Origin of the sequence: Pusillimonas sp. (assembly GCF_029263785.1) — a bacterium.
In the GTDB taxonomy this organism is placed as follows: domain Bacteria; phylum Pseudomonadota; class Gammaproteobacteria; order Burkholderiales; family Burkholderiaceae_B; genus Pusillimonas.
In genome coordinates this window covers 1-22,610 of sequence record NZ_JAJUFE010000040.1, presented here as the reverse complement: position 1 = coordinate 22,610, position 22,610 = coordinate 1, and the positions used below count along the sequence as shown (strand labels likewise).

The 22,610-nt window shown below is 57.4% G+C and carries 23 protein-coding genes and 1 tRNA gene; 17 read left to right on the top strand and 7 right to left on the bottom strand.

Features of this window, described 5'->3' with window-relative positions; genetic code table 11:
• Positions 1 to 232 precede the first annotated feature (232 nt).
• A complete protein-coding gene (locus Q1J88_RS09905) occupies positions 233 to 1,423 on the top strand; it encodes an ISL3 family transposase (protein ID WP_301117494.1) in 1,191 nt (396 codons plus the stop codon).
• A gap of 63 nt (positions 1,424 to 1,486) precedes the next feature.
• Here Q1J88_RS09905 and Q1J88_RS09900 read toward each other — a convergent pair.
• Positions 1,487 to 1,562 (bottom strand) — tRNA-Phe (locus Q1J88_RS09900).
• Positions 1,563 to 1,752: 190 nt separating this feature from the next.
• Here Q1J88_RS09900 and hemA point away from each other — a divergent pair.
• Genes hemA through Q1J88_RS09875 form a run of 5 tightly spaced genes read left to right on the top strand, consistent with a single transcriptional unit; the run spans position 1,753 to position 5,980 of the window.
• Positions 1,753 to 3,027 (top strand): glutamyl-tRNA reductase, encoded by a 1,275-nt coding sequence (gene hemA, locus Q1J88_RS09895; RefSeq protein WP_301117493.1) that lies wholly within the window; start codon positions 1,753 to 1,755, stop codon positions 3,025 to 3,027.
• Between the two features lie 60 nt (positions 3,028 to 3,087).
• Positions 3,088 to 4,167: a peptide chain release factor 1 gene (prfA, locus tag Q1J88_RS09890; RefSeq protein ID WP_301117492.1), complete on the top strand. Its 1,080-nt coding sequence runs from the start codon at positions 3,088 to 3,090 to the stop codon at positions 4,165 to 4,167.
• 9 nt (positions 4,168 to 4,176) lie between these two features.
• Positions 4,177 to 5,016 carry a peptide chain release factor N(5)-glutamine methyltransferase gene (gene prmC, locus Q1J88_RS09885; protein ID WP_301117491.1) on the top strand — a complete coding sequence of 280 codons (840 nt, stop codon included), beginning with the start codon at positions 4,177 to 4,179 and terminating at the stop codon, positions 5,014 to 5,016.
• Between the two features lie 31 nt (positions 5,017 to 5,047).
• Positions 5,048 to 5,380, top strand: a complete 333-nt coding sequence (gene grxD, locus Q1J88_RS09880) for a Grx4 family monothiol glutaredoxin (RefSeq protein WP_301117490.1) — start codon at positions 5,048 to 5,050, stop codon at positions 5,378 to 5,380.
• A gap of 18 nt (positions 5,381 to 5,398) precedes the next feature.
• Entirely contained in the window at positions 5,399 to 5,980 is a 582-nt protein-coding gene (locus Q1J88_RS09875; RefSeq protein WP_301117489.1) for a UbiX family flavin prenyltransferase, read from the top strand.
• A 33-nt stretch (positions 5,981 to 6,013) separates the two neighbouring features.
• Here Q1J88_RS09875 and ttcA read toward each other — a convergent pair whose 3' ends face one another.
• Together ttcA and folB are read right to left on the bottom strand one after the other, a co-directional pair.
• Positions 6,014 to 7,009, bottom strand: coding sequence for a tRNA 2-thiocytidine(32) synthetase TtcA (gene ttcA, locus Q1J88_RS09870; protein WP_301117495.1), 996 nt, complete (start codon positions 7,007 to 7,009; stop codon positions 6,014 to 6,016).
• A gap of 182 nt (positions 7,010 to 7,191) precedes the next feature.
• Entirely contained in the window at positions 7,192 to 7,554 is a 363-nt protein-coding gene (gene folB / locus Q1J88_RS09865; RefSeq protein WP_301117488.1) for a dihydroneopterin aldolase, read from the bottom strand.
• A gap of 118 nt (positions 7,555 to 7,672) precedes the next feature.
• On the opposite strand from folB, the gene Q1J88_RS09860 reads away from it, so the two are divergent.
• Complete coding sequence (locus tag Q1J88_RS09860; RefSeq protein ID WP_301117487.1) at positions 7,673 to 8,593, top strand: NAD(P)/FAD-dependent oxidoreductase; 921 nt, start codon at positions 7,673 to 7,675, stop codon at positions 8,591 to 8,593.
• 130 nt (positions 8,594 to 8,723) lie between these two features.
• Here the strand turns inward: Q1J88_RS09860 and Q1J88_RS09855 are convergent, their stop codons facing one another.
• A complete protein-coding gene (locus Q1J88_RS09855; protein WP_301117486.1) occupies positions 8,724 to 10,490 on the bottom strand; it encodes a PDZ domain-containing protein in 1,767 nt (588 codons plus the stop codon).
• A 32-nt stretch (positions 10,491 to 10,522) separates the two neighbouring features.
• On the opposite strand from Q1J88_RS09855, the gene Q1J88_RS09850 reads away from it, so the two are divergent.
• From Q1J88_RS09850 to Q1J88_RS09805, 10 genes are all read left to right on the top strand, one after another.
• Entirely contained in the window at positions 10,523 to 11,299 is a 777-nt protein-coding gene (locus tag Q1J88_RS09850) for an enoyl-CoA hydratase (RefSeq protein ID WP_301117484.1), read from the top strand.
• Between the two features lie 422 nt (positions 11,300 to 11,721).
• Positions 11,722 to 12,189 (top strand): ATP synthase subunit I, encoded by a 468-nt coding sequence (locus Q1J88_RS09845; RefSeq protein ID WP_349254686.1) that lies wholly within the window; start codon positions 11,722 to 11,724, stop codon positions 12,187 to 12,189.
• A gap of 79 nt (positions 12,190 to 12,268) precedes the next feature.
• The gene (gene atpB / locus Q1J88_RS09840; RefSeq protein ID WP_301117482.1) at positions 12,269 to 13,150 is read left to right on the top strand and encodes a F0F1 ATP synthase subunit A; all 882 of its coding nucleotides are present in this window, start codon (positions 12,269 to 12,271) and stop codon (positions 13,148 to 13,150) included.
• Positions 13,151 to 13,262: 112 nt separating this feature from the next.
• Positions 13,263 to 13,505, top strand: a complete 243-nt coding sequence (gene atpE, locus Q1J88_RS09835) for a F0F1 ATP synthase subunit C (RefSeq protein ID WP_017523626.1) — start codon at positions 13,263 to 13,265, stop codon at positions 13,503 to 13,505.
• Between the two features lie 126 nt (positions 13,506 to 13,631).
• Positions 13,632 to 14,102, top strand: coding sequence for a F0F1 ATP synthase subunit B (locus tag Q1J88_RS09830; protein WP_301117481.1), 471 nt, complete (start codon positions 13,632 to 13,634; stop codon positions 14,100 to 14,102).
• A gap of 15 nt (positions 14,103 to 14,117) precedes the next feature.
• Positions 14,118 to 14,657, top strand: a complete 540-nt coding sequence (locus Q1J88_RS09825; protein WP_301117480.1) for a F0F1 ATP synthase subunit delta — start codon at positions 14,118 to 14,120, stop codon at positions 14,655 to 14,657.
• A 35-nt stretch (positions 14,658 to 14,692) separates the two neighbouring features.
• Entirely contained in the window at positions 14,693 to 16,234 is a 1,542-nt protein-coding gene (gene atpA / locus Q1J88_RS09820) for a F0F1 ATP synthase subunit alpha (protein WP_301117479.1), read from the top strand.
• A 91-nt stretch (positions 16,235 to 16,325) separates the two neighbouring features.
• Positions 16,326 to 17,237, top strand: coding sequence for a F0F1 ATP synthase subunit gamma (gene atpG, locus Q1J88_RS09815; RefSeq protein WP_301117478.1), 912 nt, complete (start codon positions 16,326 to 16,328; stop codon positions 17,235 to 17,237).
• A 48-nt stretch (positions 17,238 to 17,285) separates the two neighbouring features.
• On the top strand, positions 17,286 to 18,704 hold the full coding sequence (gene atpD / locus Q1J88_RS09810) for a F0F1 ATP synthase subunit beta (RefSeq protein WP_301117477.1): 1,419 nt from the start codon (positions 17,286 to 17,288) through the stop codon (positions 18,702 to 18,704).
• A gap of 12 nt (positions 18,705 to 18,716) precedes the next feature.
• The gene (locus Q1J88_RS09805) at positions 18,717 to 19,139 is read left to right on the top strand and encodes a F0F1 ATP synthase subunit epsilon (RefSeq protein WP_301117476.1); all 423 of its coding nucleotides are present in this window, start codon (positions 18,717 to 18,719) and stop codon (positions 19,137 to 19,139) included.
• 102 nt (positions 19,140 to 19,241) lie between these two features.
• Here the strand turns inward: Q1J88_RS09805 and Q1J88_RS09800 are convergent, their stop codons facing one another.
• The 3 genes from Q1J88_RS09800 to Q1J88_RS09790 all read right to left on the bottom strand — a co-directional run.
• Positions 19,242 to 19,853 carry a CoxG family protein gene (locus Q1J88_RS09800; RefSeq protein ID WP_301117475.1) on the bottom strand — a complete coding sequence of 204 codons (612 nt, stop codon included), beginning with the start codon at positions 19,851 to 19,853 and terminating at the stop codon, positions 19,242 to 19,244.
• Between the two features lie 3 nt (positions 19,854 to 19,856).
• The gene (locus Q1J88_RS09795; RefSeq protein WP_301117474.1) at positions 19,857 to 20,351 is read right to left on the bottom strand and encodes a (2Fe-2S)-binding protein; all 495 of its coding nucleotides are present in this window, start codon (positions 20,349 to 20,351) and stop codon (positions 19,857 to 19,859) included.
• Positions 20,348 to 22,610: xanthine dehydrogenase family protein molybdopterin-binding subunit (locus Q1J88_RS09790; protein ID WP_301117473.1), on the bottom strand; the 2,263-nt coding region annotated here is incomplete at its 5' end. The genes Q1J88_RS09795 and Q1J88_RS09790, both read right to left, overlap by 4 nt.

The following is a 22,610-nucleotide window of genomic DNA, read 5'->3' as shown; positions in this document are numbered from 1 at the left end:
CTTGGCCGCTCTGATCTGCGTTTCACTCAATAAGCCCACGACTGGTCCCCCCAGAGTCCGTTTTTCACGAATCTATTGTGGGGTACCACTTAGGGGACCAGCAAATTGAGGATGTAGCGACGCGCAGTGAGACGTCCTGGGCAGCGAATCGCGGCTCTACATCATTAACGGGGGACACCGACATTCATTAGACTTGTTTTTGCGAAGAACTTGTCTAAAGGAAACAATGCCGATGTCCCCAATCGATTCTATCCTAGGGATCCCTGGGCTGGTGGTTCAGGCTGTCAAACGAACGAAGGATATTCATGTGTGGGCGGTGCCGCGCCAGCGGCCCGCCTGCGTGCACTGCGCAGGCAATCAGGTGCGTATCAAGGCCACCCACCAACGCACGCTCAAGCACACGCGCCAGGGCAATAAGCTGGTGGTGCTGCATCTGCGCGTGCCCAAGTACCACTGTCCTGATTGCAACCGATATTTCCGGCATCGCTTCGCCGGGATACTGCCCAGGCTACGTTCGACCGAGACGTATCGACTGGAGGTCTTTGAAGCCCACGAGGGTGGCGTCAGCCAGCGTAAGCTGACTCACACGCACCGCATCGGCAGTGCGACCGTCGAGCGCTGGTATCAGTCGTTCATCAAGCGGCGGGTGCTGGAGCTGTCCGGTCGCAGCTGCCCTCAGGTTCTAGGGATTGATGAGCACTTCTTCACACGCAAGAAGGGCTACGCTACCACGCTGGTGGATCTGAAGAATCACAAGGTGTTCGATGTCGTGTTGGGCCGCTCAGAGGCGAGCCTGCGTAGTTATTTGAAGCGCTTGCCGGGCAAGGAGAACGTGCGGGTAATTGTGATGGATCTGTCGGAAACGTACCGCCGGATCGCCCGGCAGTACTTCCCCAATGCCATGATCGTGGCTGATCGCTTCCATGTCGTGCGCTTGGTGAACCAGCACTTCTTGAAGCTGTGGCAGCAGTATGACCCTGAAGGCCGCAAGAACCGTGGGCTGCTGAGTCTGATGCGCCGACATCACTGGAAGCTCAGTGCGGTACAGAAGGAGAATCTGCATCAGTACCTGGCTCAGGAGCCGGTGCTTCGGGCGCTGTACTTCGCCAAGCAGCAGTTGAATGGATTCTTGGTAATGAAGAGCCTGAAAAGAAAGCGAGCTCAGAAGATGATGCCTCAGTTCCTGGCATTGATTGAGCAGTTTGAGTACAGCCCGGCTCGTGCTTTGGCTGAAACGCTCCGATCCTGGCTGGAGCCCATCGTACGGATGTGGCGCTTCACCAAATCTAACGGCATCACCGAGGGCTTCCACACTAAAATGGAAATGCTCTCACGCCGTGCATATGGGTTCAGGAACTTCGAGAATTACCGCATGAGGGTCTTGGCCCAGTGCGCTTGGAACGGTGTGATCAACCGTGTCTAGTGAATGGGCATCCCCCGTTTATGGTGTAGAGCCGAGGTTTTGAACCGTGCTGGAACAGCAGAATGGTGGCCTGGGGCGGAATCGAACCACCGACACGCGGATTTTCAATCCGCTGCTCTACCAACTGAGCTACCAGGCCAACAAAGGCGAAATAATACACGATTTTTTAACTCCCTGCTGGCGCGCCTATAAAATCGTCTCATCTACCTGTCGCACACTTCACTCATAAGTCACACCAAGGGTTTACCCTAATCAGCCATAGCGGGTATAATCGTGGTCAGTTGGGCTCTCTATGTGCCGGCCGCTCTTCTTCGCTTTTGCTCTTATTTATGTCTGTAGACGTTCTTACCTTCGGCTTGAATCACGTCTCGGCGCCGTTGTCGGTGCGCGAGCGCGTGTCCATGCCGTTAGACGTCATGAGGCCGGCACTCGAAGGGTTGCGTTCGGCATTTGGTTCGTCGGTTCGCGAAGCAGCAATCCTGTCCACCTGTAATCGCACTGAAATCTACTGTGCGGCCGAACCCCACGTATCTGACAAGATTCCCGCCTGGCTGGCCGATTTCAATCGGGTCGAATCGGGCAGTCTGCAGCCTCACCTTTATCGCTATCACCAGAACGACGCCGTCCGTCATGCGTTTCGCGTGGCCAGTGGGCTCGATTCCATGGTGCTGGGCGAGCCGCAGATCCTTGGCCAGATGAAGGAAGCCGTTCGCGCCGCCAACGAAGCAGGTGCGCTGGGCACGTTGCTGCATCAATTGTTCCAGCGTACGTTCTCGGTGGCCAAAGAGGTGCGGTCGCAAACGGCAATTGGCGCGCATTCGGTGTCCATGGCTGCAGCAGCCGTTCGCTTGGCCGAGCGTGTGTTTGGCGACATGTCGCAAACCAACGTGTTGTTTGTTGGCGCCGGCGAAATGATCGAACTCTGTGCCACGCACTTCGCTGCGCTTAAGCCGCGGCATATGGTGGTGGCGAATCGTACGCTCGAGCGGGCCGATGTGTTGGCGTCGCGCTTTACCGCCAAGACAATGAAGCTTACCGAGCTTCCCGATCGTCTTGCCGAATTCGACGTCATTGTTTCCTGTACGGCAAGCTCCTTGCCCATCCTCGGTCTGGGGATGGTGGAAAGGGCTACGCGTTCACGGCGTCACAAGCCCATGGTCATGATCGACCTCGCGGTGCCACGCGACATCGAAACTGAAGTCGGTCGCTTGGCCGATGTCTATCTGTATACCGTGGACGATCTCGGGCGTATGGTGCAAAGCGGCACTGATGCGCGTCGCGCGGCGGTGGTGCAGGCCGAAGCGATAATCGAAACGCGCGTGCAGAACTTCATGCACTGGCTGCAAAACCGGCAGGTGGTGCCGGCCATTATCAAAATTCACCAGGCTGCTGATCAGGTTCGACAAGCCGAACTCGAGAAAGCCCGGCGCTTGCTGGCCAGGGGCGAGTCCCCCGAAGCGGTGCTCGAACAGCTGGCGCACGGCCTTACCCAGAAATATATGCACGGCCCCTTGTCTGCCCTCAATCGTAGCGAAGAGGTCGAGCGTGAGCAGCTGCTCAATCTGCTGCCGCGTCTGCTTCCCCGCACTGAACGCCGTCGTTAGCGGCGCTGCCCAGCCCCGTCTGCGCGTTCCTTCTTCAAATTTCTTCCAGTCTCCCTCTTTATGAAAAGTTCCATGCGCAGCCGGTTGGAGCAGCTTGCCCACCGGCTGATCGAAATCGATGCCATGCTCGCCGAACCCGAGATCGCGGGCGATATGGACAAATTCCGCAAGCTCTCGCGCGAGCGCTCCGAGTTGGATCCTGTCGTTCAGGCATTCAATGAGTACGTGCGCGTCGAAGGCGATCTGCAAGCCGCCAGAGAAATGATGTCGGATCCTGAAATGAAGGAGATGGCAGAAGAGGAGCACGAACTGGCCAAGGACCGCATCGAGGAACTCGAGGCCGAGCTTCAGGTGTTGCTGTTGCCCAAGGATCCTGACGACGACCGCAACGTGTTCCTTGAAATTCGTGCCGGCACTGGCGGTGACGAGAGCGCATTGTTTGCCGGTGATCTGCTGCGCATGTATAGCCGTTACGCCGAGAATCAGGGGTGGAAAGTTGAGCTGATGTCTGAGAGTCCCTCTGAAATCGGGGGCTACAAAGAGGTCATTGCTCGCATTGACGGCGACGCCGTGTACGGCTTGTTGAAGTTTGAGTCGGGTGCGCATCGTGTGCAGCGAGTGCCCGAAACCGAGACCCAGGGCCGCATTCATACGTCGGCCTGCACGGTGGCGGTCTTGCCGGAAGCAGACGCTCAAACCGATATCAACATTAATCCGTCTGACTTGCGGATCGATACCTTTCGGGCCAGCGGGGCGGGTGGTCAGCACGTCAACAAGACCGATTCGGCGGTGCGAATCACCCACCTGCCCACGGGCTTGGTGGTGGAATGTCAAGATGATCGCTCACAGCACCGCAACAAGGACAAGGCAATGCAGGTTCTGGCGGCACGTCTCAAGGACATGCAGCAGCAAGAGCAGCAAAGCAAGGAAGCCGCGCAGCGCAAAAGCCTGGTGGGATCTGGAGATCGCTCCGAACGTATCCGCACCTACAACTATCCGCAGGGCCGGGTCACCGACCATCGCATCAACCTGACGTTGTACAAGCTGCAGTCCATTATGGAAGGCGAACTTGAAGAGTTGATTGGAGCTTTGCGCACCGAGCACCAGGCTGAGCAACTGGCAGCCATGGGCGAGTCCTGATCGCATAGCATGAACACCCCAGGCAAGCCCGGAACATGTGTGCGGGATCTGTTGCGCAACAGTACATTGCCGCGACTTGAAGTGCAGATGTTGCTGCAGCACGTTTTCAAGGTGACGCGTTCCTGGCTGATTGCGCACGACACCGACACGCTGGATGAAGACGGCGTGCAAGAGTTTCACCGGCTTGTTGATCGACGTCAGGCGGGCGAACCCATGGCGTATCTGGTTGGCCATCGTGAATTCATGGGTCATGCGTTTCAGGTTGAACCGGGGGTTTTGATTCCCAGGCCCGAAACCGAGTTGTTGGTGGAAACTGCAATCGCAGTGCTAGCCACATGCGCAAGCGACCAACCTCGTGTTCTGGACCTGGGTACAGGCAGCGGCGCAATTGCCATCTCGATTGCACTGGCCCGGCCCGATGTGGTGGTGGTCGCAACCGATATCAGCGATGCCGCCCTGAAGGTGGCCCGACGGAACGCGCAGGCGCTTTCTGCCCGGGTTACGTTCATCCAGGGAAGTTGGTTTGATCCTTTATCCGGTCAGGCGCCTTTTGATCTGATCGTGTCCAATCCGCCCTACATCCATAAGAATGATCCCCATCTGCAGCAGGGCGACCTGCGGTTCGAACCAGGCACAGCGTTATCGGACGGTTCAAATGGGCTGGAGGCGCTTGCCCACATCGCCGCAAATGCCCCTGGCTGGCTAAAGCCGGGTGGTGCCCTGTGGATGGAGCACGGATTTGATCAGGCAGCAGCTGTTCGAGGGCTTTTGTCCGACGCCGGGTTCAAGCAGGTCAATAGCCATACAGACCTTGCGGGTATCGAGCGGATTTCCGGCGGCAACCTATAATGAAGGTAATTTCCAGGAGAGATAGAACATCATGAGCGAAGTACAAGATTTCATTCGCGAAACGGTCACCACCCATCCAGTCGTCCTGTTCATGAAAGGTACGGCACAGTTTCCGCAATGTGGCTTTTCCGGGCGCGCCATTCAGATCCTGAAAGCGTCGGGCGTTACCAAGCTGGTTACTGTCAACGTGCTCGAAGACGAAGAAGTGCGTCAGGGCATCAAGGAATACGCCAACTGGCCGACCATTCCACAGTTGTATGTAAACGGCGAATTTCTGGGCGGTTCCGACATCATCGCCGAAATGCACGAAAGCGGCGAACTGGCTGAAGTGCTCAAAGAGGCCGGCGCAATCGGCAATGAGTAAACAGCGCGGAGCGTCCGCATGAGCGCCAAGCGCCGCCTGGTGGTAGGCGTTACCGGTGCCACGGGTGCCATTTATGCCACTCGCCTGTTGCAGGCGGTGCGCAGCGTGGGCGATATCGAGACACATCTTGTGGTGTCGCCCCCAGGCGTACTCAACATCAAGTACGAGCTTGGGCTGTCTCGCCAAGAGGTTCATTCGCTGGCCGATCAGGTTTACAGTTTTCGTGACGTAGGGTCGGCCCTTGCCAGCGGCGGTTTTGCCACCATGGGAATGGTGGTGGTGCCATGTTCCATGCGCACCTTGTCGGCGGTCGCTCATGGCTTATCCGACAACCTCATCACGCGCGCCGCCGATGTCACGTTAAAGGAACGCCGCCGCCTGGTCATGCTGGTGCGCGAAACGCCATTCAACCTGGCCCACTTGCGTAACATGACTGCCGTCACAGAAATGGGTGGAATTGTGTTTCCGCCATTGCCGGCGTTCTACCACCACCCCAAGTCCATCGAAGAAATGGTCGATCACACGCTGGTGCGAGTGCTTGACCTGTTTGATATTCACATTGACGGGCCGCGCTGGGAAGGCATGGATCAGCCGGCCTGATACCGGCTGTGGTGTTGTTCCGTTGTACCGGGCTTACTTGTTCAACCCGGTTCGCAAGTCAGTCATGAACACGACCGGACGTGCGCCGGGTTCCTTGTCGGATGGCTGGCCACTTTCCGCACTGTCGTCCTTGGGCATGAACTCGCTGTCAAGCGCGTCGAAGTCTTCGGAGTCAAAGGCAAGGTCGCCGTTTTCATCGGCAACACCCGTCGCCTTCAGGCCCGCAAAATCAAACAGCTGGTTGTCCATCAGGTGCGAAGGCACCACTCGGTTCAGTGCCCCAAACACGTTCCACGATCGCGAGGGCATTTTCTTGTCCCATTCTGCGATCATGCGGTTCATCTCTTGTCGCTTGAGGTTTTCTTGCGAACCGCAAAGATTGCAGGGGATGATCGGAAACTGCTTCAGTTTCGCGTAGGCGATAAGGTCTTTTTCGGGCACATACGCCAGCGGTCGAATCACGATATGTTTGCCGTCGTCCGACATCAGCTTCGGCGGCATGGCCTTCATTCGGCCGCCATAGAACAAATTCAGGAAGAAAGTGGCCAGAATGTCGTCGCGGTGGTGCCCCAGCGCCACTTTGGTCGCGCCCAGCTCCGATGCGACCCGGTACAAAATAGCCCGGCGCATGCGAGAACAAAGCGAACACATGGTCTTGCCCTCGGGTATCACGCGAGTCACGACCGAATACGTATCCTGGGTCTCGATATGAAAGGGCACACCAAGCGATTTCAGGTATTCGGGCAAGACATGATCCGGAAAGCCCGGTTGCTTCTGGTCCAGATTGACGGCGACGATGTCGAACTTGAATGGTGCACGTGCCTGGTGGGTCAGAAGAATATCCAGCAAGCTGTAGGAATCCTTGCCACCCGACAGGCACACCATCACCTTGTCGCCTTCCTCAATCATGTTGAAGTCGGCAATGGCGCGGCCGGTTTCGCGCATCAGGCGCTTGACCAGCTTGTTGTCGTGGGTGCGCTGACGCTTGTCCCGGGCGACTGAGCGAACGGGTGCCTTGTCGGTGCGCATATCACTTTGGGTGGCGTCTACATCGGATGGACCAGTGCCTTCGTCCAGCTTGGGCAAGACGGGCGAGGTAGAAATGGTGGTGTGCATGGCTTGAGGCCTGTTAACACTAGAAGGACGGTCGGGCTGATTCGCAGCGGGCAACCGTGATGTGTAGATTCAAAGTGCCGAAAGCTGCCGCGATCTTATGGGCGGCGGCGGTCCAGCTCGATGCCCACGGCGGCACAATCAGAAAATGCGCTGGGCTTGCTGATGCGGATTTTAACCCGTTGCACCTCGGCAAACTCCTGAAACAGGCGATCGACGACGCGTTCGATGAGGGTCTCGAGCAAATTGACATGTGCCTGGGTACATTCCTTGACGATAGCTTCGCGCAGAAGGCGATAGTCAAGAACCGAATGAATATTCTGGTCGTTGACCTCTTCCTTTACCTCGACATCGAGCTCGGCATCAATATGCAGCGGCTGAGTGGCACGAAGTTCGTGCTCGAGGATTCCAATACGGGCATCCAGGGCGAGTTGTGAAAAGAATATGCGTCGAGTGGACATAGTGTGCGGGTCTGGGCATACAGGAAAGAGGGGCAATGTTGGATGATATATCATTGGCCTCACCATCACCGGCGCCGCCGCCATCAGATCACAAGTATTTCAGATAGTTTTAAGATTCATGCACGACGAAATCAGGTACGACGCCATTATCATCGGGGCCGGCGCTGCCGGGGCATCGTGCGCACTTTGGCTTGCGCGTCTGGGCTTTTCGCCGCTTCTGGTCGAGGCGGGCACACAAATTGGCGGATTATGCCTCGTTCATCCGTTTCCTGACGATTGGAACGTGTCCCTTCCCGGGCATACCGGCCCCCAGGTGGCACATAATTTCGCTGTGAGTCTTGATCGGGCAAAGGTGCCGGTATTGCTTTCGACGCCGGTCGAATCGGTACAGAAAGACCCGGACGGCTTTGTAGTGATGACCGCGGGTGGGCAAAAGTTGTCTGGCCGGTATGTTGTGCTTGCCACCGGAACACGCGCACGCGGTCTGGATGCCAATCCAAACTCCTCCGGCAGCAGAGAGGCGCCGTATCCAGGAGTGCTGGTCGGGCCGGGAGATCATGTCGTGGCCCAGGATTTCAAAGGGCTCGAGGTTGCCGTATTGGGCGGGGGCGACAATGGTTTTGAGAACGCGCTATACGCCCTTGACCATGGGGCCAAGGCGGTCACAATCTACGCGCGCACTGTCCGGGCGCAACGCCAGTTCGTGAACAGAATGCCCGCCGAACACATTGTTCTGGGCGATTATGAAGTCGATCCTCAAGCGCGTCGTGTAAACGGACGGGCTTACGACCTGCTTATGGTATTTCATGGATGGGAGCCCTGCGTAAATTTCGCAACAGACCTGGCTCTGCAGCGTTCCGAGCGCGGTTATATCCAGACCGACATCTCCACGGCCGAAACCAGTTGCGAGGGTGTCTACGCTGTGGGAGAAGTTGCCCAGCGCTTTCATCCGTGTGTGGTAACCGCCATGGCCGACGGCGTTACCGCGGCCAAGGCGATTCAGGCGCGGATCGAGGCCGGGCAAAGTTCCGTCGCCTGACTGTTCCGGTCAAGAGCCTCGCAGCCCTGCGCCACGCCGCGTGTTCGGGGGAAAACCTCTCAGCCCTGGCCCCGGCCATTCGTTAACGCATTGGTGTGCAGCGCTTGGCGGCATGGCCAGAACACAGCGCTTATTCAACCGACAGCACGCACTCTGTAGGAGCCGAAGGCCGAAGCAGGGCATCGAACTTGCGCAGTTCATCGCGGCGGAATACATGAAGGGTCACAGTCTGCCCCGCTTGGTACGACGCCAGTATCTGCTCAAGGTTCGTGTCACGTGTCACCCTTAAACCGTCTACCGCAACGAGCACGTCGCCGGCCGACAGGCCGGCCTCGTGTCCGGCACCGCCTTCATAAACCGTGGCAAGCTGCACTTCGTTCTGCACAACGCGCGTCCGCACATCCAGCGTAGGTGCGTCGGAAACCGGCTTCCACGAAAGCGATATGCCCTGCGATGCCAGAAGCGATTCGAGCGGCACGTCCTCGACACCTTCTGTGTGCCGCGCAATGAAATCGGACGCATCCACGCCGGTGGCCTCCTGTACCAGGCCGGGCATGGCGTCTTCGGCGATTCCTGCTCCGCCACCCTGATAGAAATCGCGACCGTAGCGCGTCCACATCAGGCGCATGACGTCATCCAGAGACTTCTGGCCCTGGCTTTCACGACGGATCAGCATGTCCAGGCCGGCGGCAATCAGTGATCCCTTGGCATAGTAGCTGACCAGCGCGTTAGGCGAGTTTTCGTCCTGCTTGTAAAAGCGCGTCCACGCATCGAATGAGCTGTCTGCGGTGGATTGCTTGAAGCGGCCCGGCCCGCGGTGGACGGCCGATATTGTCTTGGCCAGTCGGGCAAGGTAGGTTTTTTGGTCGATCACCCCCGAACGGAGCAGCATCAGATCGTCGTAGTACGAAGTGAAGCCTTCAAATACCCAGAGCAGGCGGGTGTGATTTTCGCGGGAAAGGTCGTAGGGGGCGAATGCGGCGGGCTTGATGCGCTTTACATTCCAGGTGTGGAAGTACTCGTGACTGACCAGACCAAGGAAGTTCTGGTAAGCCTCGCCGGCCTCGGAGCGTCCGATGGTGGGAAGGTCGCGACGCGATGCCATCAGGGCGGTGGAAGAGCGATGCTCAAGTCCACCGTAGCCGTCGCCCACGACCATGGTCATGAATACATACCGATCAGCAGAATCCAGAAAAGGCGCCCGTAAGGTCGACGGCTCGAACAGCGCAATCTGGGACTCGCAGATTTTCTTGACGTCGGCCGTGATGCGCTTGAGGTCGAGGTTGGGCAACACGCCGGTAAACACCAGTTCGTGCTCGGCGCCACAGGCAGTGAAACGTGCCACCTGAGGTGTACCCATCTCGACCGGGTGGTCGATCAGGGCGTCATAGTCAGGCGCTTCATACAGTCCGAATCCATGGCGGCGGGCGGCGGCAGATCGTCCTGTTGCCACAGGCAGGCTGGTGTAGACCTTCCAGTTGCGGGCGTGAGCCGGCGGATGCAAATGAAGCAGGCAGCGAGAGGTTTCGAGGCCAGTGGGACACAGAAACACGCTGGTGCCGTTGAAAAAAGCATGGGTTTCGTCGAAGTGCGCGCCACGTACGGAAAGATCCCACGCGTAGACGATGTATTCGACATGAAGCGTACCCTTGCAGGGGGCGCATCGCCAGCTATGGTTGCCGGTCTTGGTTATCGCAACTGCCTTTCCTGAACAGCGAGCATTGATTGTCTCGATCTGGCGCGAAAAATCACGTATCAGGTAGCTGCCTGGAATCCATGCCGGCAACCTGAGTTCCTGCCCTTCAGGATCGGGCCGGGCGATGCGCATCTCGATACGAAAACGGTGCCCCGCTGGATCGTAGGGCGTTAGGCTGTAAAGTATGGGTTCTGTTTTCATTCCCATATATTACTGTGCAAGAGGAAAAGGGTATGACCGAACCGTTGGTAAAGATCGAGACCCGAGGCCGGGTTGGGTTGCTTACGCTAAACCGTCCCAAGGTATTGAATGCGTTGAATAATCAGGTGGTGGACGAGTTGGCCGAAGCCCTTCGCGCGTTCGATGCCGACGAGGGCATTGGCGCCATTGTGATCACCGGTAGTGAAAAGGCCTTTGCCGCAGGTGCCGACATTGCCGCCATGAAGGACTGGTCGTACGCCGACGTCTACAAGCAGGATTATCTTGGGCACAACTGGGAGTCGCTTCGCCGTATTCGCAAGCCGGTCATTGCGGCTGTGTCGGGCTATGCGCTGGGTGGAGGCTGCGAGCTGGCCATGACCTGCGACTTCATCATCGCCGCTGACAACGCCCGGTTTGGCCAGCCCGAGATCAACCTGGGCATTATCCCCGGCTTCGGAGGCACTCAACGTTTGCCTCGCGCCATCGGTAAGGCAAAGGCCATGGACATGGTCCTGACCGGACGCATGATCAATGCCGAAGAGGCGGAACGTGCAGGTCTGGTGGCACGCATCGTGCCGGCCGAGCGTCTGCTGGATGAGGCTCTTGAAGTAGCGAACGTAATCGCTTCGAAGTCGCAGATTTCGGTCATGATGGCCAAGGAATGCATCAATCGTGCGTATGAAATGCCATTAAGCGAAGGAATGCTTGCCGAGCGCCGCAACTTTCACGCCTTGTTTTCCACTCACGACCAGAAAGAGGGCATGGCCGCCTTTATCGAGAAGCGCGAACCTGATTTCAAACATCAGTAAACGTCGGGGCCCGAGCAGGAAACCGCTGTGGCCATGTTGTTCACAGCACACACTTGGGGCAATTTTTTTGCCCCGGCAGTGCGTGCTTGGCACCCTGGCTTGCAGGGGCAGCGGGCTGCAGCGCATACGGATTGTTTGCCCGCCTGACAATTTGCTTACTGCCAAAAAATAAAGTTATACTCTACGAGTTTGACGCAACACGCTGAGCGATGTTTTTTGCGAGTTCCGGCCGCCTTCATGTTCATATTCTGAATACGGGGCAAGGGCAGTAAAACCGGATAAAAACCGGCACATCCGGAAGAGCCCGAAAAGCGAGTTTTCCGCAGAAATTCTTATGCGAACACATAAAAATTTCGGAGGTTCGCTTCTTGGGGAAACCAAAGGAGCGCCGAAGGGCAAAAATCATGGCAAGTCGGGGCAACATGCGCAGTATCGATGGAAATTCAGTTCAGTCCAGTAACGGCCAGGCCGACCAGGACGCTCCCATCGAACTAAGCGACGCCGACCGCGAGCTTTTGCGGTACAAGGCAGGGCGAGGTCTGCTTCGAGCCTTGGCTGCACAGGCGGTGTTGGGCCTGGCAGCAGGCCTGATTTCCTGGCTTGTGGCCGGGGCCGAAGCCGGAGCTTCAGCACTGATAGGCGCCGGAGCCTACTTTATTCCCAATGCGCTGTTCGCTATGCGATTGCTCATGGGGTTGTGGAGTTCCAGGCAAGCCAGCCCGTTCACCTTTTTTTTGGGCGAACTGATCAAGCTGGGGTCTGCGGTGCTGTTGCTGGCGCTTGCCGTGTATTACGCCAACAGCTGGCTGGTATGGCCCGCGTTGTTGTTCGGGCTGGTGTGTGTATTAAAAGGTTATGTGCTGCTGTTGGCGTTTCGCCGGCTGCCATAGCACGATGGGCATAAAAATTACGGGCGCGGCGTTCTAACCGGCGGCGCGCCTTGGTCAAAAGTTAACAGGGTAGGTTCAAATGGCTGCTAGCAATGCTTCGTCGCCTCAGTCTGAATATATTCAGCATCACTTGGTTCATTTGAACAATCTGGGTGAAAAGCAGACTGCCATCGCCGACTTTGGCGTCATCAACTACGACTCGCTCTTCTGGTCCCTGTTAATGGGCCTGATCGTGGTCTTTGTTCTGTGGCGTGCAGCCCGAAAGGCCACTTCCGGCGTTCCGGGCCGTTTCCAGATGGGCGTCGAGATGCTTGTCGGCATGGTGGCCGACGAGGCCAAGTCCATCATCCCCAGCGAGGCTACGCGTCGTTTTGTGGCTCCCCTGGCGCTTACCGTATTTTTGTGGGTTGTTCTCATGAACACCCTTGACCTGGTACCTGTCGACCTGATGGGTTGGATCTTCATCCAGCTGGGTCTGGCTGTAGAGCACCACGATGTCCTCTACTATCACCGCATTCTTCCGACGGCAGACCTGAACGTGCCCATGGGCATGTCACTGGGCGTACTGCTTCTGACCATCTGGTATGGCATCAAGATCAAAGGCGGCGGCGGCTTCGTCAAGGGGCTGTTCACTGCGCCTTTCCATGCCAACGGTGTCGTCGGCTTGTTACTGGTTCCCTTCAATCTGCTGTTGAACCTGATGGAGTACGCCGCAAAAACGGTGTCACTGGGAATGCGGTTGTTCGGCAACATGTTTGCCGGCGAATTGCTATTCATGCTTATCGCCCTTCTGGGTGGTGCATGGGCCGGATTTAATGGTGCAAGCATTGGCTTGGGTATTGGTCATGTTCTGGCGGGGTCGGTGTGGGCCATCTTCCACATCCTCATCGTTCTGCTTCAGGCCTATATCTTCATGATGCTGTCCCTCGTTTACGTTGGGCTGGCTCACGAAGACCATTGATCGAATTCCGGTCCGGGGTGGCGTTCGTCTCGGCCGGGGCGCAAGGTGTTCTTGCAAAGAGGTTTTTCTTTTTTGACTTTTTGATTACCAGGTTTTTAACCAAGGAGTTGTTATGACCAACGTTGCTCTCGTTGCTCTGGCTTGCGGTCTTATTGTTGGATTGGGTGCTTTCGGCGCCAGTATCGGTATCGCCCTGATGGGTGGCAAGTACCTCGAAGCCTCGGCTCGTCAGCCCGAACTGATGAACGCCCTGCAAACCAAGATGTTCCTGCTGGCCGGTCTGATTGACGCTGCCTTCCTGATCGGTGTTGGTATCGCCATGCTGTTCGCCTTCGCAAACCCCTTCGTCGGGTAAGCGCCAAGCCCGCGCGCGGGTAAGCAGCCGTTGGCGGCGACTTCAATACGAAGCGTTGCCGGCGGCTTGGACATGGTGTCAGGCAGCCGGGCTGTGTGGCACAAGTGGTATTAAAGGGAAACGACCGTGAACTTAAACGCGACTCTCTTTTTTCAGATGATCGTGTTTTTCGTACTGGCTTGGTTTACGATGAAATTCGTATGGCCGCCACTTACGAAAGCAATGGACGATCGCCGTCAGAAGATCGCCGATGGCCTAGCCGCTGCCGAAAAGGGCAAGGCAGACCTGGCTCAGGCGCAAGCGCGCATCAACGTGATCGAAGCGTCGGCGAAGGCTGAGAACCATGCTCGCATGCTCGAAGCCGAAAAGCAAGCTGCAGGCATTATTGACGAGGCTCGTCGCGAGGCCGAGGCTGAAAAGGCTCGTATCCTGGCACAAGCCAAGCAAGACGCCGCTCAAGAGGTTCAGCGCGCTCGTGACGGCCTGCGTGCCGAGGTAGCGGTTCTGGCGGTCAAGGGTGCCGAGCAGATCCTCAAGCGTGAGGTTGACTCAAAGGCACACGCCGAGCTGCTCGATCAGCTCAAGACGCAATTGTAATCATCAGGGCAGGCAATGGCTGAACTATCGACTATCGCAAGACCCTATGCCGAAGCGCTATTCCAGGCGGCCCAGCAAGACGGTGGCAATCTGGAATCCTGGTCGGGGCTGCTCAACGAGTTCGCCGCGCTGGCAAAGCTCGAAGATGTACGGGAAGCGCTGGCAGATCCGCGCCTGACAGACGACAAGCGCGTCGAGCTGTTTATCGGCTTGGTCAAATCTCCGGTCTCGGACAAGGCTCGCAACTTCATTGAGTTGCTGGTGGACAACGGCCGCATGCTGGTCCTGCCCGAGATCGCCGAGCAATTCGATCTGCTCAAGAACAAACTCGAAGGCACTGCACTTGCGCAGATCACAAGCGCGTACGAGATGACTGAGGCTCAGGTGCAAGACCTCATCGCTGCTCTCGAAAAGAAATTTGGCCTCAAACTCAAGCCGGCCGTCACGGTCGACGCCGATCTCATCGGCGGCGTGCGTGTAGTGGTCGGTGACCAAGTACTCGATACTTCTGTGCGGGCCCAGTTGGTCCGCATGCGCGATACGCTGGCCGCCTAAAGCGAGCCGGTCAACAGGATTCCAGGAGTCTGAACATGCAACTTAACCCGTCAGAGATCAGCGAGCTGCTTAAAAGCCGCATCGAAGGCTTGGGCGCGTCTACCGACGTACGTACACAAGGCACGGTCGTATCCGTGACCGACGGCATTACCCGCATCCACGGTTTGTCCGATGTGATGCAAGGTGAAATGCTCGAGTTCCCCAACAATGTCTATGGCCTGGCGCTCAACCTTGAGCGTGATTCGGTCGGTGCCGTGATCCTGGGTGATTACACCGGCGTGTCCGAAGGCGATACCGTCAAGACTACTGGCCGTATTCTTGAAGTACCTGTCGGCCCCGAACTGCGTGGCCGTGTGGTCGATGCACTGGGCGTGCCCATCGACGGCAAGGGTCCCATCAACGCCAAGGAAACCGACGTTATCGAAAAGGTTGCTCCCGGCGTTATTGCCCGTCAGTCGGTCGACCAGCCCCTTCAAACCGGTACCAAGGCTATCGACTCGATGGTACCTATCGGTCGTGGACAGCGCGAGCTGATCATCGGCGACCGTCAAACCGGTAAAACCGCTGTTGCCGTCGACACGATCATCAGCCAGAAAGGCAAGAACGTCACTTGTGTTTACGTGGCTATCGGCCAGAAGGCCTCCACCATCAACAACGTGGTCCGCAAGCTTGAAGAGCACGGCGCCATGGAATACACCATTGTTGTAGCCGCTGCGGCGTCCGACTCGGCAGCCATGCAGTATCTGTCGGCTTACTCCGGCTGCACCATGGGCGAATACTTCCGCGATCGTGGCGAAGACGCCCTGATCGTGTACGACGACCTTACCAAGCAAGCATGGGCCTATCGTCAGGTTTCGCTGCTGCTGCGTCGTCCTCCCGGACGCGAAGCCTATCCCGGCGACGTGTTCTACCTGCACTCCCGTCTGCTCGAGCGCGCTGCTCGTGTCAACGCCGACTATGTCGAGCAGTTCACCAAGGGTGCGGTTAAAGGCAAGACAGGTTCTCTTACGGCTCTGCCCATCATCGAAACTCAGGCCGGCGACGTTTCCGCGTTCGTTCCGACCAACGTGATTTCGATTACTGACGGCCAGATCTTCCTTGAGTCCGACCTGTTCAACGCCGGTGTGCGTCCCGCCATCAACGCTGGTATTTCGGTATCGCGTGTGGGTGGTGCAGCCCAGACCAAAGTGATCAAGAAATTGTCCGGCGGTATTCGTACCGACTTGGCTCAGTACCGTGAACTGGCAGCGTTTGCCCAGTTTGCTTCCGACCTCGACGACGCGACCCGTCGCCAGCTCGAGCGCGGTAAGCGTGTTGTTGAACTTCTGAAGCAGCCTCAGTATCAGCCATTCCAGGTCTGGGAGCTTGCCGTTTCGCTGTTCAGCGTCACCAAGGGCTACCTTGACGACCTCGAAGTCGAACAGATTCAACCGTTCGAGAAGGCCCTGCGCGACGCCCTGAAATCCAAGCACGAAGCTCTGGTTCAGCGCATCGAGGACAAAAAAGAAATGTCCAAGGAAGATGAGGCCGAGCTCGCTGCAGCCATTGAAGATTTCAAAAAGCACGGTGCTTTTTAAGTTGTGATTGGCGAGGGCCGCTTCGGCGGCCCATACGAAAAGCGGGACGGCTGCAAAAACCTCCCGCGGCAACGCCCTGACAGGAAGTACGATGGCCGGAATCAAGGAAATTCGAACCAAGATCAAAAGCGTGCAAAACACGCGGAAGATCACCAAAGCCATGGAGATGGTGGCGGCATCTAAAATGCGCAAGGCGCAGGACAGAATGCGTGCCGGCCGTCCCTATGCCACCAAGGTGCGTGAAATCGCCGCTCACCTTATGCAAGCACATCCCGACTACCATCACGCGTACATGGTTGAACGCAAGGATGTCAAAGCAGTCGGTATCGTGCTGGTTACCACCGATAAGGGTTTGTGCGGCGGTCTTAACACCAACATCACCCGTCTTACACTCTCTCGTCTCAAAGAGTTCGAAGAGAAGGGCATCAAGGTTCAAGCGACCGCACTGGGTAATAAAGGGTTGAACTTTCTGACCCGCCTGGGCGTCAACCTGGTGTCGCAAGAAGTGCAGTTGGGTGATACGCCTCACCTCGAGCGCCTCATCGGCGCGATCAAGGTACAGCTCGATGATTTTGCCGATGGCAAGATCGACGCTGTATATCTGGCGACCAACCGCTTCATCAACACCATGAAGCAAGAACCCAGTTTTATCCGGCTGCTGCCATTGCCCAGTGGACTGAACGACCCTTTCCAGTCGGCCGATGCCACACAGCAGGGCGAGCAAGAGCGGGTGAAATCGCAGTACGGCTGGGATTACATCTACGAGCCAGATGCAAAGTCTGTCATCGACGACCTTCTGCTCCGGTACGTCGAAGGGCTCGTATATCAGGCGGTGGCAGAAAACATGGCTTCCGAGCAGTCGGCTCGCATGGTTGCCATGAAGGCCGCGTCGGATAACGCCAAGAAGATCATCGGCGATCTTGAGCTGGTCTATAACAAGACCCGTCAGGCTGCCATTACGAAAGAAATTTCAGAAATCGTCGGGGGCGCTGCCGCTGTCTAGTCCTAGACAGAAAGGCATCCCGTCAAAGATATTTAGCAAGGACTAAACATGAGCAACGGTACCATCGTTCAGTGCATCGGCGCCGTGGTGGATATTCAGTTCCCCCGCGACAACATTCCCAACATTTACGACGCGCTCAAACTCGTCGACGACAGTTCGAAGTACGCCGAGGCCGGCATTACCTTCGAAGTTCAGCAGCAGCTGGGCGACGGCGTGGTTCGCACCATTGCCATGGGTTCGTCCGATGGTCTGCGTCGCGGCATGGCCGTCACCAACACTGGCGCACCTATTTCTGTGCCCGTTGGTACCGGCACGCTCGGACGCATCATGGACGTTCTGGGTCGCCCCATTGACGAGCGTGGCCCGATTCAAAGCGACGAAGTTCGTGCGATTCACCAGGACGCTCCAAAGTTCGAAGAGCTGTCTCCCTCGGTAGAACTGCTCGAAACCGGCATCAAGGTTATCGACCTGGTTTGCCCCTTCGCCAAGGGCGGTAAGGTCGGCCTGTTCGGTGGTGCCGGTGTCGGTAAAACCGTAAACATGCTCGAGCTCATCAACAACATCGCCAAGGCGCACAGCGGTCTGTCCGTGTTTGCCGGTGTGGGTGAGCGTACTCGTGAAGGTAACGACTTCTACCACGAAATGGCTGAGGCCGGCGTTATCCAGCTGGATAATCTGCCCGAGTCCAAAGTGGCCATGGTGTTCGGTCAGATGAACGAACCTCCCGGCAACCGTCTGCGTGTGGCATTGTCCGGCCTGACCATGGCCGAGAAGTTCCGCGACGAAGGACGTGACATCCTGTTCTTCGTCGATAACATCTATCGCTACACGCTGGCTGGTACCGAAGTGTCCGCCTTGCTTGGCCGTATGCCTTCGGCCGTGGGTTATCAGCCCACGCTGGCCGAAGAAATGGGTAAGCTGCAAGAGCGTATCACTTCGACCAAGACGGGCTCCATCACGTCGATTCAGGCCGTTTACGTTCCTGCTGACGACTTGACCGACCCCTCGCCTGCCACCACATTCCAGCACTTGGACTCGACCGTGGTGCTTTCGCGTGACATCGCTGCGCTGGGTATCTACCCCGCCGTCGATCCGCTCGACTCCACCAGCCGTCAGCTCGATCCGCAAATCGTTGGCGAAGAGCACTACACCATTGCCCGTGGCGTGCAGCAAACGCTCCAGCGCTACAAAGAACTGCGTGACATTATCGCGATTCTGGGCATGGACGAACTCTCGCCCGAAGACAAGCAGGCCGTGGCTCGTGCCCGTAAAATCCAGCGCTTCCTGTCGCAGCCCTTCCACGTCGCAGAAGTGTTTACCGGTTCGCCCGGCAAGTACGTGCCGCTGGCAGAAACGCTGCGTGGGTTCAAGATGATTGTCGACGGCGAGTGCGATGCATTGCCCGAGCAGGCCTTCTATATGGTCGGCTCCATCGACGAAGCCATCGAGAAAGCGAAGTCACTCTAATAGGGATCTGTTATGGCCAACCTGCATGTTGACGTCGTCAGCGCAGAAGAATCGATCTTCACCGGAGAGGCGAAGTTCGTGGTACTGCCTGGCGAGTCGGGCGAGCTGGGCATCATGCCCGGCCACACGCCGCTGATCTCACGCATACGGCCGGGTACCGTCAAGATCGTCCTCGCCGACAGCGGCGAAGAAATCAGCGTATTCGTTGCCGGCGGCATTCTGGAAGTGCAGCCGGGTGGTGTCACCGTGTTGTCCGACACCGCCATTCGCGCCGAAGACCTTGACGAAGCCAAAGCCATCCAGGCGCGCGAGCGTGCGGAAGAGGCCTTGCGCAACGCCAAGGACAAGGCCGACATCGCTGTGGTCGAAGCCGAACTTGCCATGCTGGCAGCCCAGGTTGCTGCGGCACGCAAACTCAGCAAGATGCGCCGTTGATTGCGTTGGCACGGTAGCCAAGCTGTTCAGGCTACCGGACCGGAAAGCAAAGCCAAGACACCCCAGAAACTTCGGTCTTTGGGGTGTCTTTTTTTGTGCTTGCTAGCCGAGCGCGGCGTACAGGCCCAAGGCGACTACTATCACCACGACTGCCGTGATGGCCCACTGTCGGCTGGTTTTCGAGCCAGAAGCCGGGTGGGTAGCCGGGGGGGTGGAGGTGGCCTCGATTGCAGGGGTTGGTGCCTGGATATCTTCGTTGACATCAGGTTCCAGAACGGGTTCCAGAACGGACTTGAATCGCTCGAAAAATTGATCCGCCATCCGTTTGGCGACACCGTCAATGAGGCGCGACCCTACTTGGGCGAGCTTTCCTGAGACAGCGGCCTGAACGGTGTAGCGCAACAGTGTTCCCTCGGTCGCTTCCGATAGCTGCACATGCGCTGTGCCCTTGCCCGCACCTGCCGCGCCGCCCGACCCATGGAATCTGAGTTGATATGAGTTGGGCGGATGTATGTCGGTCAGATCAAGCTTTCCCTGGAAGCGTGCCTTGATGGGGCCAACGGTAGCAGTCATGGCGATGTCGTACTGATAGTCGTCTACCTGCGTGAACGTATCGCAACCGGGTATGCACTGCTGCAGGATGGCAGGGTCGTTCAATGCGCCCCAAACTTGCTCGATAGGCAAAGACAGCGTCTGCTGGCCAGTAAGTTCCATGTCTTATACCTCTTGAGCCGAAGGATTCATGCGTTCGGCCGCCAATCGTACGGCTTGCACGATTTCGGGGTAGGCGGCGCACCGGCAGAGGTTGCCTGCCAGGTGGTTCTTTATCTCGGCATCAGATGGATTTGGGTTGGATTCAAGCAGTTGCTTGCTCATCAGGATAAAACCTGAAGTGCAGAATCCGCATTGGAAGGCGCCGGCATCGATAAACGCTTGCTGGACGGGGTGCAGTTCGCCCGAAGCATCCAGACTCTCGATCGTGTGTACCGTGCGTCCATCAAGGGCGACGGCCAGATAGAGGCAGCCGCTGACACATTTGTCGTCCACGATGACCGTGCAGCACCCGCAAAGGCCCTGACTACAACTTTCGCGAGCACCATACAGAGAGAACGAGTTCCGTAAGACGTCCAGAACGGTATAGTGAGGTTCAACGTGTGCGAGGACCTTTTGCCCATTGAGCACGAAGCGGATTTCGACCGACGTACTGCTCATGATGTCTCCTTGTCAGTGTGGAACGCATCGGCGTGCAGGGCACGGCATAGCGTCTCGTATTTCATGGGCAGGCTGGTAAGGCGTACTCCCACGGCATCTTCGATGGCTGCGGCGATGGCCGATGCAACGCCGTAACATCCAGTCTCACCGACGCCTTTCGCTCCGAATGGCCCGTTATGTTGAAAGGCGTCGACTATCTCGGTGTGGATTCGGCTGGGCAAGTCCTGAATGCCCGGTATCTTGTATTCGGCGAAGGATGCATTGCGCAGTTGGCCTTGTTCGTCGAAATCCATTTCTTCGTACAGGGCGGCTCCCAGCTGCATGATGGCAGCGCCTGAAAGCTGGGTCTCGACGATCTTGGGATTCAACGCGGTGCCGACCTCGCCAACGTTCTCCAGGCGTACCACACGGAAGTGCCCGGTTTCGGTGTCGACCTCGACTTCGACGCCGGCAGCCCCGATCATCCAGTTGGGGGTAATGTTGGGCGACTGCCCCGTTTGCTTGTCCGGCGAAATATATTCGGGTATGAAGCTGCCCACGCCGATGATGTTTCCTGCCTGCATGCCGTAGCGCTTTACCAGCAATTGGGCAGGATCCAGTTTTGATTCTGGATCCATGCCCAAATCCCCAGCTAGCTCCCGCATTTTCAGCAGTGCGTCTTCGGCAGCCAGCCGAACCGCATGACCCATGTGGAAGGTGGACCGGGAACCGAGTGTGGCCATGTCGTAGGGCGTGACGTCTGTATCCGGATGCACTACACGTACCACAGCGGGATCGAGGTCGAGTACTTCGGCGGCAATCATGGCCAGGAGGGTATCGGAGGCCTGCCCCATGTCGACCGTGCTGGAATGAATAAAACAGCTTCCATCGGCAGTCAGGTTTACCAGTGCCATGGATGTTGTGGGCGCGACCAGCGCCTTGAAGCCAATCCCTACGCCCCGACCGCGTCGCAGCTTGCCTGTACCCCGATCAAATGGCTTGCTCCACTCCATTCTTTCCGCCAGGCAATCAAGTGTCTTGATCAGTTCGGCGTCTTTCATGATGGTGCCCGTGGCGTGCGGGCGGCCGTTTTGCAGCAGATTGATCCGGCGGAACTCGACAGGATCCATTCCTAGCTCGCGAGCGATGATGTCAGCCTGGCTTTCGTATGCCCACACCATCTGGGTAATGCCGAAGCCGCGAAATGCGCCGGCAGGCGGCAGATTGGTATAGACCTGGTACGAGTCGATCGACACATGTTCGATATCGTAGGGACCGGCGGCCGTAAAGCCAGACTTTTGCGTGACTCGAGGTCCGATATCCGCAAAGGCACCTCCGTTCCACCAGACCTCGCACTCGCGACCGATGATGCGACCTTCTTTGGTAACCGCCGATTTGATACGGAAGGTGGTGGCATGCTTGGTGATGGTGTAGAACTGCTCTTCCATGCTTAGCGCTACACGAACCGGATGGCGGCTCAATAGGGTCAAGGCAGCTGCCAGCGCTTCGAGCTTGATATATAACTTTGCACCGAAGCCCCCGCCAAGCAACGCAGTCCGGACACGGACCTTGCTCTCGGGCCAGCTCAGCAGACGGGCGATCTCAAGACGAACAAATGAGGGGCTTTGCGACGCAGTATGGATGGTCAGGCCTCCATCCTTGAGCTCCGCGAGCGACACCATGGGTTCCAACGGCGTGTGCATGACCTGCTGTGTGCGAAATGTGTGTTCAAACACATGGTCTGCTTGTGCGAATGCCTGGACGATGTCACCGCGACGAACGTGGAAGTCGAGTGCGACGTTGGTGTTTTTTCTTCCGGCCAGATGCTTCAGGTCGGGAAAGGTGCCTGCGGGCTTGAGCTCATCGTGAACACAGACATCAGAGCGGGCCGCTTCGACCTCATTGAAGACGGCAGGCAGCTCCTCGTACTGTACTTCGATCAGATGCACGGCTTCTTCGGCGATGTAAGGGTCGCGGGCCAGCACCACGGCGACGGGCTCGCCTGCGTAATGCACCTTGCCCATGGCAAGGATGGGCTGGTCGTGAAAAGCGGGACCGTAGTAAGGGTCGGGAATGACGCGCAAAACATCTTCGGCAGTGATGACGGAATGCACACCCTCCAGAGCCCGGGCAGCTTCAGTATTGATTGATACGATCCGGCCATGAGCTACGGTGCTGCGAGCGATCTTGGCATGAAGCATGCCGGGCAGTACCAGGTTATGTATGTACTCGGCGCGGCCAGTGACCTTGGAAGGCGATTCCACGCGAGGGCGGGATTTT

Excerpts from the sequence above, each read along its gene's own strand:
- Q1J88_RS09905 (WP_301117494.1), top strand. The coding sequence starts at position 233 with ATGTCCCCAATCGATTCTATCCTAGGGATCCCTGGGCTGGTGGTTCAG.
- hemA (WP_301117493.1), top strand. The coding sequence starts at position 1,753 with ATGTCTGTAGACGTTCTTACCTTCGGCTTGAATCACGTCTCGGCGCCG.
- prfA (WP_301117492.1), top strand. The coding sequence starts at position 3,088 with ATGAAAAGTTCCATGCGCAGCCGGTTGGAGCAGCTTGCCCACCGGCTG.
- prmC (WP_301117491.1), top strand. The coding sequence starts at position 4,177 with ATGAACACCCCAGGCAAGCCCGGAACATGTGTGCGGGATCTGTTGCGC.
- grxD (WP_301117490.1), top strand. The coding sequence starts at position 5,048 with ATGAGCGAAGTACAAGATTTCATTCGCGAAACGGTCACCACCCATCCA.
- Q1J88_RS09875 (WP_301117489.1), top strand. The coding sequence starts at position 5,399 with ATGAGCGCCAAGCGCCGCCTGGTGGTAGGCGTTACCGGTGCCACGGGT.
- ttcA (WP_301117495.1), bottom strand. The coding sequence starts at position 7,009 with ATGCGCACCGACAAGGCACCCGTTCGCTCAGTCGCCCGGGACAAGCGT.
- folB (WP_301117488.1), bottom strand. The coding sequence starts at position 7,554 with ATGTCCACTCGACGCATATTCTTTTCACAACTCGCCCTGGATGCCCGT.
- Q1J88_RS09860 (WP_301117487.1), top strand. The coding sequence starts at position 7,673 with ATGCACGACGAAATCAGGTACGACGCCATTATCATCGGGGCCGGCGCT.
- Q1J88_RS09855 (WP_301117486.1), bottom strand. The coding sequence starts at position 10,490 with ATGAAAACAGAACCCATACTTTACAGCCTAACGCCCTACGATCCAGCG.
- Q1J88_RS09850 (WP_301117484.1), top strand. The coding sequence starts at position 10,523 with ATGACCGAACCGTTGGTAAAGATCGAGACCCGAGGCCGGGTTGGGTTG.
- Q1J88_RS09845 (WP_349254686.1), top strand. The coding sequence starts at position 11,722 with ATGCGCAGTATCGATGGAAATTCAGTTCAGTCCAGTAACGGCCAGGCC.
- atpB (WP_301117482.1), top strand. The coding sequence starts at position 12,269 with ATGGCTGCTAGCAATGCTTCGTCGCCTCAGTCTGAATATATTCAGCAT.
- atpE (WP_017523626.1), top strand. The coding sequence starts at position 13,263 with ATGACCAACGTTGCTCTCGTTGCTCTGGCTTGCGGTCTTATTGTTGGA.
- Q1J88_RS09825 (WP_301117480.1), top strand. The coding sequence starts at position 14,118 with ATGGCTGAACTATCGACTATCGCAAGACCCTATGCCGAAGCGCTATTC.
- atpA (WP_301117479.1), top strand. The coding sequence starts at position 14,693 with ATGCAACTTAACCCGTCAGAGATCAGCGAGCTGCTTAAAAGCCGCATC.
- atpG (WP_301117478.1), top strand. The coding sequence starts at position 16,326 with ATGGCCGGAATCAAGGAAATTCGAACCAAGATCAAAAGCGTGCAAAAC.
- atpD (WP_301117477.1), top strand. The coding sequence starts at position 17,286 with ATGAGCAACGGTACCATCGTTCAGTGCATCGGCGCCGTGGTGGATATT.
- Q1J88_RS09805 (WP_301117476.1), top strand. The coding sequence starts at position 18,717 with ATGGCCAACCTGCATGTTGACGTCGTCAGCGCAGAAGAATCGATCTTC.
- Q1J88_RS09800 (WP_301117475.1), bottom strand. The coding sequence starts at position 19,853 with ATGGAACTTACTGGCCAGCAGACGCTGTCTTTGCCTATCGAGCAAGTT.
- Q1J88_RS09795 (WP_301117474.1), bottom strand. The coding sequence starts at position 20,351 with ATGAGCAGTACGTCGGTCGAAATCCGCTTCGTGCTCAATGGGCAAAAG.